Below are 13868 nucleotides of genomic sequence, written 5' to 3'. Positions count from 1 at the left end.
AACATAATTTCATAATCGTAACTTTAGTTTTAAGTATACCGTTTCAAGAGGTCTACGTAAAGGGCTTTTTGCCTGTGAAATCCTGCTTTTCAAAAAGAATGAAGGCGTTTTCTCACAAAGAGCAAGTTTGTATCAGTTGGATTTCGAAGGCGTACTCATACAACCCGGTGGGTTCTCATAGATATAGAAGTAGTTTTATTGTGCATATCGGTGGGAGATCGTCCAAACACAGCTTATGCCGAAGGGGGACAACAGCTTGGAACGGGAATGGAAGAGTGCCTTGTATACGTACGTTAACCAATATAATCGCTGCGAGATTGACTACCGCCTACAGACAAGCGAACGTATTGTAACTGATCCTGCGTTTGTTCTGGAGCGGGGCGAGCGTATGGCGAGATTAGACGAGTGGTATCGTAAGCGGCGGGCTGTGCCGTTACGGAGTGAGACCAGCGCCAAAATCATACGTACGGTTACCGAGAGTCCGGAAGAGTCTGTGGTGGATGTGCAGCTTTACAGCAGGTTATTTTATGAGAAAAGCGGCATGACTCATCGCGAAGATCGAATTGAGCGGGAACGGTTGACCTTTCTACGGCAGAACGGAACTTGGACGATTACACGGGTAGAACGGGAGGTGCCCGAGCGCCGTCCTCCTGGAGCGAGTCGCCCGTTTCAGCAGGCTGATTTTGTACAGGCGATGAATCGACCTTTGCTCAATCATGATGTGCTTAGGCAGGGGCGCAGCTCTCGTCAACAATTGTACCGCCGAGATTTAGCGGTTGCGTATGCGGATCGTTGGTGGAATACAGGCAATCCGGCATTTGAAGAATTCGAGGTGGATTGCACCAATTACGTGTCCCAGTGCCTCTTTGCAGGGGAGGCACCCATCCACTATACTGGTAGAAGAGAAGCGGGCTGGTGGTATAAAGGGTATGTAAATGGCACGGAAATGTGGAGCTATAGCTGGGCGGTATCGAACAGTTTGGAGCGTTATCTGTCCAGTAGCATTTGGGGCTTGACCGCAACGGTAGTGGAGCGTCCTGAGCAACTGATGCTGGGGGATGTCATTCTCTACGATTGGGATGGGGATGGTCGCTTTCAGCATAGCACGGTGGTAACCGCCTTTGATGCGGGTGGCATGCCGCTTGTTAACGCACATACAGTCAGCAGTCGTCACCGTTACTGGGATTACCAGGACTCTTACGCTTGGACAGAGCGTACGGTGTATCGGCTTTTTCACATTGCAGACGAATTTTGAGTCTGTTCTCACAGGGAAAGAACTTGTTTTCGGTGACGAGCCAAGCCCATTCCGTGTAAAATAAGATCAGTACAGAATAACAATGGTGCCTGTCGTGATTACGTTCATGATGAAGGCATGATGCACAGATAATCGGAGGTTACGCATGAGTATGGATAAATTAAAAGTAGGCGTCGTTTATGGCGGGAAATCTGGTGAGCACGAGGTATCGCTTCAGACGGCGTTTGCTGTAACAAATGCATTTGATTATGAAAAGTATGAACTAGTTCCTTTTTATATCTCCAAGCAAGGTACATGGAAAAAAGGTTCTGTGATGCATGCGCCATTCGCGCAGATCGAGGATCTGAAGCTGGAACAAGCTGCGGGCGGAACACAGGAAGCGCTGAACGCGCTATTCGGTCGCCTGTACGGTGGAGAAGAAGCGTTGGACGTGATGTTCCCACTGCTGCATGGCACATTTGGTGAAGACGGAACGATCCAAGGTATGTTCGAGATGGCAGATATGCCTTACGTTGGTGCGGGTGTACTCGCTTCAGCAGGTGGTATGGACAAAGTGGTAATGAAGAAGTTGTTCGCACAAGCGGGTATTGACCAATGTGCCTTCACTTATTTCAACTGGGCACAATGGAAACAATCTGAGCATGAAATGATCGTTCAGGTGGAAGATCAGCTAGGTTATCCGTGCTTTATCAAGCCGGCAAACTTGGGCTCCAGTGTGGGAATCTCCAAAGCGCGCAACCGGGATGAATTGAAAACAGCTGTAGAATTTGCACTTCGTTATGATACGAAGGTGGTTATTGAGGAGTTCGTTGAAGCACGTGAAGTCGAGGTGAGCGTGCTAGGAAACGATGAGCCGATGGCTTCGGTGCCAGGAGAAATCGTATCCTCTGGTGAATATTATGATTATGCGGCGAAGTACATTGACGGACAATCGCAGATGTTGATCCCTGCACCACTCGATCCAGAAGCAGCAGATCGTGTTCGTGAAGCGGCGTTGCAGGCATTTCGTGCAATCGAAGGCAATGGTATCTCCCGCGTGGACTTTTTCATTCGCAAATCAGATGGCGCCTTGCTTATTAATGAAGTGAACACAATGCCAGGTTTCACACCGTATAGCATGTATCCTTTGTTATGGCGTGAGACAGGTGTAGCGTATGCAGAGCTGCTGGATCGCATGATTGAGCTTGCTTTGGAGCGTTATAACCGCAAACAAGCTCTGAACTACGAAAACGGCGTGCAAGCATAACTTTGGGTTCTATAAAATGAACTTATTATTTACACGCTAATTTAAGGAGGGATAGGCATGGGATTTCAGACTGAATTCAATTCCGTATGCAAATTCAAAAGCGAACAAGAACTATTCGAGCTGCTTGAATATGGCCGTGGCAAAATGGTTAAACAAGGATTCCGTGTGTTCCCTACCGGCCAGAAAGTCATTGCGTATACACCGGACAATGTGGCGGTTGCCATCGTGAAGATTGTCGCTTCCATTGCGGAGATTAACTTCCAAAATCAAGAGGTGACCGAAGTAGAGATGCAACTCATCCGTAAATTAACGGAAGAAGAGTCACGCATCCAGACTGCGCTTGCGGACGAGATGTTCTTTGGAGAGCAAGCCCAGAGTTAATCAACCGATTTGGTGCCTGAGCGATTATGGTCTTTCGTTTAGGGTAAAACTTGGTTATATACAAGTTGGCAAAGCTCGGCGTACTTACGTCGGGTAGAATTGCCACCCATAGAGAGGAAGAACCTTCATGCTCGTGCGTTTTGGTTACGTGGCTATGTCTGTGCTTGTGGAGAATGCTTCACCATCGCGCACAATGACCATGGCCAGCTTCAAAAAGATCGACGACAGGCAAGCAGCCATTCGTAAGCTGGAACGGATCGCGGCTGAGAATCTACACAATACGTTACGATTACTCAGACATAATCGCGGGAGTCATATTCATGTCTATCGTTTCTCCTCCAAATTAATTCCACTCGCAACGCATGAGGATCTAAGTGATTGGGATCCATTTCCGGCACTGAAATCTGATTTTGCAGCAATAGGTGAATTTGTGAAGGAGAATCAGATGCGTGTATCGTTTCACCCCGATCATTTTACGGTGCTTAGTACCCCTCGTGAGGAAGTGCTACGTAACTCGATTAAGGATCTGCGTCATCATGTGCGGATGCTCGATGCAATGGGTCTGAATGCAACCGCCAAGAACAATATACATATTGGTGGTGCATATGGGGACAAGCCTTCTGCAGCACTTCGTTTTGAAGAGAACTTTATGAAGCTGGACAAGGATATTCAAGAGCGGATTACGCTCGAAAATGATGACAAAACGTTCAATGTGCCCGAAACGCTTGCGGTGTGTGAACATTTGGGATTACCGATGGTACTGGATATTCATCATCAGTGGGTCAACAACGAAGGGGAGAAGCCTTGGGAGCTGTGGCCTAACATTTTGAAAACGTGGACGTCACCACTTGCCCAGGCAGATTCACCAGCGGATCGCCCACTCCCACCTAAGATCCACGTATCCAGCCCGAAGAGTGAGAAAGACCCGCGTGGTCATGCGGACGGGGTAGAGGTTGAGCCATTGCTGGACTTTTTAAGGCACATTGCTGCAGGTACCCCTGCGCTGGATGTCATGATTGAGGCCAAACGTAAAGACGAAGCCTTGGTTCAGTTGATGCAGAAGCTAGCATTCTATCACGAAGAGGGTGTGGAATGGGTGGACGAGTCGACGGTCATTATTCATCCCTAATGCCAAAAGAGGCTTAGGCAACCAGAAACTTTACCTCCTAAGGAACGTATACTTTTATCAAGTATTTTAATTTTTCGTAGATTGATATAGAAAGTAGAGTGAACGCTTTGAATGAGAAGGAAAAGACACCTTATGTCGTGACAAGCAAAAGCTATACTGCCGTCGCCATCAATGCAGCTTCCAAAGCTGGAGAGTGGATCAAGAGTCGACTTGGAACGGTAAGTGAACTTGGAATTAAGTATTCTCCGCAAGATCTGGTAACCGAAGTGGATAAAGGAGCGGAACAGATGATCCGCCGCCTCATTCTTACCCATTTTCCTGAGCATGCTATTCTGGGAGAAGAGGGCGTGGAGCCGGGACCTGAAGCTTCGGCTAGAGCACTCCAAGAGATCCAAGATGAAGAGTATCTCTGGATTGTTGACCCTGTGGATGGCACGACCAACTTCGTGCATGGATTTCCGTTCTTTTCGGTATCTATCGCATTAGCGCATCGTGGTGAAGTCATTGTAGGTGTTATCTATGATCCTTCACGAGATGAATTATTTGTAGCTGAAAAAGGAAAAGGCGCTTACGTTCATGGTAATCGTATGGGCGTATCAGGAGAGCAAGAGCTGGCACATAGCCTTGTTGCGGTTGGCTTCCCTGCTGATCCTAACTATACACTGCCGATTAATATGGCGGCTGTACAGGCACTTGCACCACAGGTGCGTAACTTACGTGCTGGCGGTTCGGCTGCATTACATCTGGCTTATGTTGCTGCGGGACGACTCAGCGCTTATACCGAAATTGGACTGAAGCCATGGGATATTGCAGCAGGTGCATTGCTCGTTGCGGAGTCTGGTGGCACAATCACAGATACGGTTGGAACACCGTACGATCTGTCGGTTAGCCACATCGTCGCGAGTAATGGCAAAATTCATGACGCCCTGACAGGTGTACTGAAGGAAGCCAAAGCTACGGGCATGGAGTGAGCGTAACTTATCCAAGATTGAATAACTTGTCATCGTAATCATGTGAATTTAATCAAAGGAGCGAATACCAATGGATGAATCCAAAGAACTGGAACAACGGCTCAGAGATATGCTGATGGAAGGGAACATGGAGGACTCCGGCGACGCCGAACAGCGTGAACGCCAATTGATTCCTCCCAAATATGAAGTGCGGATCCAGACGGAGCGCGATCCCATTGTCGAAGAAACGTTGAAATTCCGGCAATTGGCACGTGAAGTAGATGATCGTTATGACCGTTATCTGGAGCGTGCTGCTGGTAACAAACCGGATACTGACACAGTGGGTCCCAATCATTCTAAAGATGCAGATCCGTCGCAAACTTAACCAATGGCCAATGTGTGACTATAATTAGACATAGCCAACGAATAAGAATGAACGAAATAACAGGTTATCCCGTCAGGGAAGCCTGTTATTTCATGTGCATCACCACCGGTAGTGGGGACAACCTCTACTTGATAATGATAGAATAGAATGACACGCACTTATGTCATTAGAATGACGGATGTACTATATAATCGTGTAAAATGATAGATTCGCGAAAAGGAGTGTTAACGAGAATGAAGCGTAAACGTACATGGGGAAATACAGCAGCAGGATTAACAGCGAGTATGTTAGCCGGAATGCTGCTCTTAGCGTCATCTGCACTGCCTGCGCATGCAGCAGAGGCAGGCACAAGCACATTGCCAGCAAGCACAAGCGAAGCAGCCCTGCCAGCGAAGAAAGACGCAGTCGCGGTAACGAAGGAGATTCGTATCGTAACCTTGGGAGATTCCATCACTGTAGGATACGAGCCTAATCTCAAACAGCAAGAGCTACCCTATGGTTATGTAGAACGTTTGCAGGAGCAAGGCTTGCTTCATGGTCGTACACAAGTGGATAACTTCGGCATTGCTGGCTTGAAGAGCAGTGGTCTGAAGACGTTCACGACGGCAATTAAAGATGGCAAAACGCTCACGTCTGAAGCGATTCAACCAAGTCTGCCAGACCCAAGAGCTGGACAGATCGGAGCGAATACCGCTGCCATTCGGGAGAGTATTGCTCAAGCGAATCTAGTAGCCATTACGATTGGCGGAAATGACGTTTCGGAATTGCTCGGTACAGCAAACAAGCTGAGTGATCAGGAGCTTCAAGAGAAGGTAAAAGAATTACTTACAACATATACAGCGAATATTAGTGCAACAATTACTGATATTCATGAGATTAACCCAACGGCTCGAATTGTGATTGCGGATCAATATCAACCAATGCCAGAGGTAGCAGGCAAGGAGCTTTATGCGAAACTCATGGAGGCATCCAAAGGCTTCACAACAACGATTGATGGAATTGCAGCTCAATTCACTTCCCAAGGGGTCGATGTACAAGTAGCTCACGTAGCGAAAGAGTTTATTGGTGGCGAAGGTACGATGACACATATGATCAGAGATCGTGACTTCCATCCGAATCAATTGGGATATGCATCGATTGCCGAAGTATTCGCCAAAACCATTTGGGGCAATTATAACAAACTGACAGCTCCTGCAGCAGGCGAGCCAATGAACATTATTGTCAGCGGCAAAACGTTGGATACACCATACAAACCGATCATCCGCAGCGGTAAGAACCTTGTAGCTATTCAGGATATCGTGAACGCGGTTGGTGCAACAACGGTATGGGATAACAAAACGTCTACAGCTACAATTACTTATGGTGATCGCAAGGTTGCTGTGAAGATCGGTGCGGACGCGGTTTTAGTTAACGGAGCATCGGTTAAAGTGGACACGCCTGCCTTCCTAAACAAGGTAGGCAAAGAGTCCAAAACATATGTACCTCTTGCTATGGTAGCAGAAGGTCTTGGATTTGACGTGCAATATGTAGCGAAGCTAAAAACGGTATTTGTGAATCCGTAACACATAGTTCATACCCGAATAGACAGGTGGGTTCCTTCATTTCAGAGGGAACCCACCTGTCTATTTATCTTTTTATCTAGAGACATCATGAATAGATTGTTCCATGACGCCAAAAAGTTGAATAAATATGACTTGTCATCTGACCATGGATGTGTAAATATGAAAATAACTTACAGTATAACTATACTCCATAAGAAGCATCGTACCCTTCGCCAGTCAAAGGAGCGCGTTGGATGAGGAAAATTAAGAACGCTTTCATGACGTTGCCGATACAACACAAAACCATTCTTCTCATCGGGCTTTTGATGTTGGTCAGCTTCACCTTTTATGTCTCTGTCCTGCGATATGTCTTCAACATCTATGACCGCCAGATTTACGAGAAATCATCACAGGTTCTTAATATGTCCTCTGTAGGCATCGAGAATCAGCTTCGGGAGATCACGAATCTATCCTTCAAAGTCATGTCGGACGAACCACTTCAGCAATACCTGTTGCAGTTGGAGAAGGCAGAAACGGGATACGAAAAGAACAGTGTACGCAAGAAGATCACCAATCGACTTGTCGCTTATGCTGGTTCGGAGAAATACGTGTACTCTATGATATTTATTGATAATGATAATAATATTATGGCTGCGGGAAACCGGGAAGGTGTCTCCGAAGCAATGCAAAATGAGCTGGTTGCGCTCGGTGAGCAGCATTCCGGTGCAAACGCTTGGTATACCGGGGGGGATCGTCAAGCGAGATTGTTATCGGTAAGACAGGTGAAATCCTTCATCGGAGGTGCGTTTACACTCGATAAGCTAGGGACGTTAGTGATTCGTGTTCGATTGGATCGTATTGTACAGGATCAGATGCAGCATCCGGCAGAGGATTCTCAGCTACTCATTACGGATGGCAAAGAAGTCATCTATCCAACTGAACCTTCAGTCAGTGAATCGGAAATTGAGTCAGAACTGAAACGCATTCAGCCATACGGTATTGCAACGTTTGAACAGGGGAGGAATTTTGTTGCCCGTGCGCACTCCTCCTATACGGATTGGGTATACCTGTATATGACGCCCTTTGATCAGATGTTTAAGCAGATTCAATTTGTTAAACAGCTGGTTACGGTCATTTTCATTGTCATATTCCTGGCGGCACTTGTATTCGGATTCCGGTTTTCGCGTAGCATCACGCAGCCTATTGCTCATTTAATCAAAAAAATGCGCAATATCGAAAAGGGTGATCTCGACAAGCTGGAGGAAGCTGCACTCGGTGATATTCCGTCTTCTCCGCAAAATGAGGTGGGATTGTTACATCGAACCTTCAAAATGATGCTACAGCGCATCCGAGAATTAATTGATGAGAATTATGCCAAGCAGCTGGTTATCCGTGAGACAGAGTTGAAAGCGCTTCAGGCGCAGATCAATCCTCATTTCTTATACAACACACTCGAATCAATCAATTGGCTCGCCAAAATTCAGAAACAACGCCAAATCTCTGAAATGGTGGAGGCACTTGGGTTTTTGTTACGAAGTTCTGTGAATATGTCTGAGAAGTGGATTACACTCGAAAGGGAATTGGACATCGTTCGCAGCTATGTGACCATCCAGCGCACACGCTTTGAGGAAAGGCTTGATTTTGACATGGAGATTGCTCCTGAAGTAGGAACAGCTCGGATACCGAAGCTGACGTTACAGCCTCTGGTGGAGAATGCCATTCATTATGCACTGGAGCCAAGCATAGATCCTTGTCGCATTCGTATCCGAGCGAGGGCAGAGGCTGATAAGGTGGTTATTGAAGTGGAGGATGATGGTCCGGGAATGACGGCTGAATTCTTAGAACAATTGCACGAGGGACAGATTCAGACAAGAGGGCAGGGCATTGGGTTATCTAACATTCAAGAACGGATCAGATTGACCTTCGGTGATGAAGGCACAATGGTCATGAGCAGCAGCCCTGGATCAGGAACTGTAGTATCCATCAGCATACCTTGGATTAGAGAGGACGATGACGATGTACAAAGTAATGCTCGTAGATGATGAGCGTGTCATTCTAGAGGGGATTTCTCAAGTTGTCGATTGGGCTGCGGCAGGTACGGAGCTGGTGGATACGGCGAGAAATGGAATTGAAGCATTGGACAAAATCGGGCAATCTCGTCCTGACATTATCATCACAGATATTTCAATGCCTGGTTTAGATGGTCTTGGACTTATTGAGAAGGCGTCCGAGGCCTATCCTGATCTACGGTTTATTATGTTGTCTGGTTATAAGGAGTTTGAATATGCCCGTAGAGCCATGCAATATGGGGTGAAGCATTATCTACTTAAACCTTGTAATGAGAATCAGATCCATGATGCCTTGTCCGAGATCTTACAGGAACAACAGGTTGCCCAGGTTAAGGAGCATGTTGCGGGAGAGATGAAGCAACGACTGCAAAGGGTTCTTCCACATGTGAAAGAACAGTTTCTGCTGGAATTCATGACGAATCGTACCTACGGACCAGGTGATCTAGAATATTATCAAGAGCTGTTCGAGCTAGAGCTTGAGGATACTGAAGTGCGCTTATTGTTGTTCCGAATTGCAGATGAACATGATTACAGTCATTTATTTGCGATCAAGAATATCGCGAATGATCTTCTCCCACATGTCATGTTAAGTACGACAATAGAAGGAAAGCTGTTAATTTTGCTAAAGGATTCCGCAGATGCAGTTAGCTTACAGGAAAGTATTGAAGAAGTCCGGACTACATTTACACGATTGTATAAGTTACAGGTGACGGCTGCACTGAGCGAAGCGGATCGAATGATTCAGTCCCGGCGTCTATTCCGTGAGGCATTGCAATGTCTGAATCATCGCTTTTTCATTGGAGAAGGGAAGCTCATTACGAAGAACGATCTTGTCTTAGCTGGGGAACGTGAAGGTATACATGTGGAGCAGGATGCGGATCAATTATGTCAACTAATCAAGTCGGGAAATGCTGAAGAGACGGCGTCTGAAGTGGATCGTCTGTTTGATCTGTTATCCGAGCATCAGCTAGAGATTGAGGTGACTCGCTCCTATGTGGTGCAATTGTATTCGGCAATGATTCAAGTCTGTCCACCCGAAGAGGCGACGGAGTTCACTCAGCGAATGGCAGAGCTCTCTCATATTGATACGTTATCTGGTCTGAAATCCTTTGTATCCAGCAGTGCAGCCCGATTGACCTCGGGTTATTACAAGAATCATATTAGTCGACAATCCTCAGCGGTGGAGAAAATGATGGATATCGTGGATCGTCATTACGGTGAAGCGGATCTCTCGCTAAACGGTGTAGCACATCAGATGTTATATATGAATCCGGATTATCTGGGGAAAATTTTCAAGAAGGTGACCGGTGAGAATTTCTCCAATTATGTGAATCGTCTACGGATCGAACGGGCGTGTGACCATATTCGCCGAGGCGGAGATGTAAAAGTATTTGAGCTTGCCGAATTATTCGGCTTCGGCGGCAATTCACAATATTTCAGTCAGGTGTTCAAAAAGTGGACGGGAATGACACCTACTGAATTCCGTAGATCCGGCACATAACAATTGGACACCGATCCTGTGGTGATGATATGGGGAGGACGAACAGTGCCATGAGAGGCAATGTCGTCCTCCTCTGTTTTTTGAACCAACAAGACGGATTTGTGTATTCAACTATGCGCGTACATTTGCGAAAATGACATTATCAAGTTTGTGAAAGCGTTATCAGGGAAGAAAAGGTAACCCATTCACACAACCATATCAACATAAAAGGGGAGATTGGCATGGTGAAAAAGGCAATATTCCTGATGATGGCTGCATTGCTCGTTTTTACAGCGGCATGTAGTTCAGGTGGAGGAACAGAAGGTTCATCCTCAGATGGTTCGGTTAATCTACGGATCGCATGGTGGGGTTCAGATGCACGACATGAATATACACAGAAGGTCATCGACCTGTACAAAGAGAAAAACCCGAATGTCAAAATCGACGTGGAATATGCTTCATTTGATGATTACTGGAAAAAACTCGCTCCACAAGCAGCGGCAAGTCAATTGCCTGACATTGTGCAGATGGACATTTCCTATATCAGTCAATACGCTCAGAACGGTCAATTAGAAGATCTCGCTCCTTATCTGGGCAATCAGATCAAAGTAGACGATGTCTCTGAGAATGTTATTAGCACTGGCTTAATTAACGGTAAACAGTACGGTGTGCCAGCGGGTGTTAACGTTCTAGGCTTCCAATACGATCCGGCATTGCTTCAAAAAGCAGGAATAGATTCAATTCCAGATGATATGACTTGGGAAACTTATGAAGAGCTGGGTAAACAAGCGGCAGACAAAGGTCTGTTTTTGGATGGTGGGGTAGCTCCGGATATCTTCTTCCACTACTTCCTGCGTACCAAAGGACTGTCCCTGTACAATGCAGAGGGAACTGGGCTTGGCTATGACGATGATAAACTGTTCGTTGAATTCTTCGGACTTATGCGTCGCATGATTGAGCAAGGTGCAGCTCCTACTCCAGATATGGTTAACCAAACCAAAGGTATCATTGAAGAATCCGATCTGGTGAAAGAAAAAGGAATTGGTGTATGGCAATGGTCGAACCAGTTCGTGGCATTACAACAAGTAGCTAATCGTCCACTTGCAATTGCACCGATGCCAGGTCCTGACATGGAAAAAGGACTTTACATGCAACCAAGTATGTACTGGGGTGTAACGTCTAACTCCAAAGTAAAAGAAGAAGCAGCTAAATTCATCGATTTCTGGGTGAATGATGTTGAAGCTAACAAATTGATTAAAGGTGAGCGCGGTGTACCAATCTCTGGAGCAATCAAAGAAGCGATTGCACCTGAACTGAGCGATGCAACGAAGCAAGTATTTGAATTCGTAGCATCCATGGAGCCTAAAGCTTCTCCAATGAGCCCGCCACCACCAGTAGGTTCACCTGAAGTAATCTCATCCTTGGCAGATGTTGCAGAAGAATTGAACTTTGGCAGAATTACACCAGAGCAAGCGGCAGAGACATTCCGCAAAAATGCTGAATCTGTTCTGGCCAACAATAAATAACAGTTGAATGATTGCTTGCTCATCTCATGACTGGGATGGACGGGAACAGGGCTACTCGCTTCTGCGAGGGCCTTTCCCCGTCCAATCATTTTGAGAATCCAGTCGTAGCGCAAGCAGATCTATAAAGGAGGTTCGTTCCATTGAGACAGTATTCGTCGTTACGTAGAAACCTGACCGGATATGCGTTTATCAGCCCGTTCATTATCGGCTTTCTGGGTTTTACGCTGATCCCCATGTTTGTTTCTCTATATATGTCATTCACGAGTTATAACTTGTTCACTTCTCCGCGCTGGATCGGGCTCGACAACTACTACAAAATGTTCTTCGAAGACCCGAAATACTGGAACTCGGTTAAGGTAACATTCCTGTATGTATTCATTGGGGTACCGTTAAGGTTGATCTTTGCCCTCTTCGTAGCGATGATCCTGAATACCGGCTCTCGCATGGTTGGAACGTACCGTACCTTGTACTACCTGCCATCTATTATTGGTGGTAGTGTCGCTGTATCCATTATGTGGCGTAACCTATTCAGTAATGAAGGTGTCGTTAACAGTGCACTCGTTGCAATCGGGGTAGGGCCAATAAGCTGGTTCGGTGATCCTGATGCATCCCTAGTCATGTTAATCTCGCTGTCCGTATGGCAGTTTGGTTCCTCCATGTTGATCTTCCTGGCTGGTCTCAAAAATATCTCCCCTGAGATGTACGAGGCGGCAGGCGTGGATGGAGCGAATCCGATTCGTAAATTTTTCAGCATCACCTTGCCACTCCTCAGTCCAATTGTTCTGTTCAACCTGATCATGCAAACGATTGGTGCATTCATGACATTTGTACCTGCCTACATCATCTCCAAAGGAGAGGGCGGACCAATGGACGGTACAATGCTGTACTCTCTGTACCTGTTCCGTCAGGCATTCATGTTTAATAACATGGGTTACGCGTCGGCAATGGCCTGGATTATGTTGCTGATGATTGGTTTGCTTACAGTAGCTGTATTCCTGACATCTAAATTCTGGGTGTTCTATGAATCCGAAGGAGGGAAGTAACGATGGTTTGGAAAAATGTAAAATGGCCCATTTATCACCTGTTCGTTGCAGCACTAGCCCTCCTGATGCTCTATCCAGTACTCTGGATGTTATTCAGTTCCTTCAAGGAAAGCCGCACCATCTTCGTTACGGCAGATACGCTCTTTCCAACAGAATGGATATGGAGTAACTATGTTGATGGCTGGAAAGGTGCTGGCGGTAGACCGTTCATGGATTACATTACGAACTCGCTTGTCATTGTTATCATCTCAACCATTGGTGCAGTAATATCGTCATCATTGATTGCTTTTGGTTTTGCCAGACTGAACTTCAAAGGACGTGCCTTCTGGTTCTCCATTATGATGTTGACTCTCATGCTGCCACATGACGTTGTACTCGTTCCTCAATATATCATTTTCACGAAGCTTGGTTGGTTGAATACGATCCTGCCGATCGTTGTTCCTACATTCTTCGGGATGCCGTTCTTCATCTTCCTGATGGTGCAGTTCATTCGGACGATTCCTAAGGAATTGGATGAGGCAGCTACGATTGATGGATGTAACAAATTTAGGCTGTACATTCAGATTATTATGCCACTCATCAAATCATCACTGGCTACTGCCGCAATCTTCTCCTTCTATTGGAGATGGGAGGACTTGCTGGGTCCAGTATTGTACCTGAATTCACCGGATAAATACACCGTTTCGATGGCTCTGAAAATGTTCCTGGATAGCGAATCTGCCTCTAACTGGGGAGCGATGTTCGCGATGTCCATCGTCAGTCTCGTACCAGTTGTAGCTGTGTTCTTCATCTTCCAGAAACAAATTGTACAAGGGATGAGCACTAGCGGTTTGAAAGGCTAATTGCACGCGTTGGAACAGAAC

At 46.3% G+C, this 13868-nt stretch carries 12 protein-coding genes; all 12 read left to right on the top strand.

The window, feature by feature from the left end; genetic code table 11:
- The first annotated feature begins 235 nt into the window (after positions 1–235).
- The 12 genes from J2T19_RS22480 (at position 236) to J2T19_RS22425 (ending at position 13847) form a co-directional block, all read left to right on the top strand.
- The gene (locus J2T19_RS22480; protein WP_307219772.1) at positions 236–1255 is read left to right on the top strand and encodes an amidase domain-containing protein; all 1020 of its coding nucleotides are present in this window, start codon (positions 236–238) and stop codon (positions 1253–1255) included.
- Positions 1256–1400: 145 nt separating this feature from the next.
- On the top strand, positions 1401–2501 hold the full coding sequence (locus J2T19_RS22475) for a D-alanine--D-alanine ligase (protein ID WP_307219770.1): 1101 nt from the start codon (positions 1401–1403) through the stop codon (positions 2499–2501).
- Positions 2502–2558: 57 nt separating this feature from the next.
- Positions 2559–2882 carry a hypothetical protein gene (locus J2T19_RS22470; RefSeq protein ID WP_239293852.1) on the top strand — a complete coding sequence of 108 codons (324 nt, stop codon included), beginning with the start codon at positions 2559–2561 and terminating at the stop codon, positions 2880–2882.
- Positions 2883–3009: 127 nt separating this feature from the next.
- Entirely contained in the window at positions 3010–4011 is a 1002-nt protein-coding gene (gene uvsE / locus J2T19_RS22465; protein WP_307219766.1) for a UV DNA damage repair endonuclease UvsE, read from the top strand.
- A gap of 107 nt (positions 4012–4118) precedes the next feature.
- On the top strand, positions 4119–4982 hold the full coding sequence (locus J2T19_RS22460; protein WP_285859233.1) for an inositol monophosphatase family protein: 864 nt from the start codon (positions 4119–4121) through the stop codon (positions 4980–4982).
- Between the two features lie 70 nt (positions 4983–5052).
- Positions 5053–5346, top strand: a complete 294-nt coding sequence (locus tag J2T19_RS22455; RefSeq protein ID WP_307219762.1) for a hypothetical protein — start codon at positions 5053–5055, stop codon at positions 5344–5346.
- A gap of 233 nt (positions 5347–5579) precedes the next feature.
- Positions 5580–6908, top strand: a complete 1329-nt coding sequence (locus J2T19_RS22450; RefSeq protein ID WP_307219760.1) for a stalk domain-containing protein — start codon at positions 5580–5582, stop codon at positions 6906–6908.
- Between the two features lie 233 nt (positions 6909–7141).
- Positions 7142–8929: a sensor histidine kinase gene (locus J2T19_RS22445; RefSeq protein ID WP_307219758.1), complete on the top strand. Its 1788-nt coding sequence runs from the start codon at positions 7142–7144 to the stop codon at positions 8927–8929.
- The gene (locus J2T19_RS22440) at positions 8904–10457 is read left to right on the top strand and encodes a response regulator transcription factor (RefSeq protein ID WP_307219756.1); all 1554 of its coding nucleotides are present in this window, start codon (positions 8904–8906) and stop codon (positions 10455–10457) included. The genes J2T19_RS22445 and J2T19_RS22440 overlap by 26 nt, the downstream gene beginning before the upstream one ends.
- Before the next feature lie 221 nt (positions 10458–10678).
- Positions 10679–11962 (top strand): ABC transporter substrate-binding protein, encoded by a 1284-nt coding sequence (locus J2T19_RS22435; RefSeq protein ID WP_307219753.1) that lies wholly within the window; start codon positions 10679–10681, stop codon positions 11960–11962.
- Positions 11963–12102: 140 nt separating this feature from the next.
- Complete coding sequence (locus J2T19_RS22430) at positions 12103–13005, top strand: carbohydrate ABC transporter permease (RefSeq protein ID WP_145052359.1); 903 nt, start codon at positions 12103–12105, stop codon at positions 13003–13005.
- Between the two features lie 2 nt (positions 13006–13007).
- Positions 13008–13847 (top strand): carbohydrate ABC transporter permease, encoded by an 840-nt coding sequence (locus tag J2T19_RS22425; RefSeq protein ID WP_307219751.1) that lies wholly within the window; start codon positions 13008–13010, stop codon positions 13845–13847.
- The last annotated feature ends 21 nt before the right edge of the window (positions 13848–13868 follow it).

This window comes from Paenibacillus tundrae (genome assembly GCF_030812775.1).
In the GTDB taxonomy this organism is placed as follows: Bacteria; Bacillota; Bacilli; order Paenibacillales; family Paenibacillaceae; genus Paenibacillus; species Paenibacillus tundrae_A.
This window is presented reverse-complemented; position numbering and strand designations above follow the sequence as displayed.

What these genes read in the sequence shown, in the direction of transcription:
- J2T19_RS22480 (WP_307219772.1), top strand. Translation starts at nt 236, where the DNA reads ATGCCGAAGGGGGACAACAGCTTGGAACGGGAATGGAAGAGTGCCTTG.
- J2T19_RS22475 (WP_307219770.1), top strand. Translation starts at nt 1,401, where the DNA reads ATGAGTATGGATAAATTAAAAGTAGGCGTCGTTTATGGCGGGAAATCT.
- J2T19_RS22470 (WP_239293852.1), top strand. Translation starts at nt 2,559, where the DNA reads ATGGGATTTCAGACTGAATTCAATTCCGTATGCAAATTCAAAAGCGAA.
- uvsE (WP_307219766.1), top strand. Translation starts at nt 3,010, where the DNA reads ATGCTCGTGCGTTTTGGTTACGTGGCTATGTCTGTGCTTGTGGAGAAT.
- J2T19_RS22455 (WP_307219762.1), top strand. Translation starts at nt 5,053, where the DNA reads ATGGATGAATCCAAAGAACTGGAACAACGGCTCAGAGATATGCTGATG.
- J2T19_RS22450 (WP_307219760.1), top strand. Translation starts at nt 5,580, where the DNA reads ATGAAGCGTAAACGTACATGGGGAAATACAGCAGCAGGATTAACAGCG.
- J2T19_RS22445 (WP_307219758.1), top strand. Translation starts at nt 7,142, where the DNA reads ATGAGGAAAATTAAGAACGCTTTCATGACGTTGCCGATACAACACAAA.
- J2T19_RS22440 (WP_307219756.1), top strand. Translation starts at nt 8,904, where the DNA reads ATGTACAAAGTAATGCTCGTAGATGATGAGCGTGTCATTCTAGAGGGG.
- J2T19_RS22435 (WP_307219753.1), top strand. Translation starts at nt 10,679, where the DNA reads ATGGTGAAAAAGGCAATATTCCTGATGATGGCTGCATTGCTCGTTTTT.
- J2T19_RS22425 (WP_307219751.1), top strand. Translation starts at nt 13,008, where the DNA reads ATGGTTTGGAAAAATGTAAAATGGCCCATTTATCACCTGTTCGTTGCA.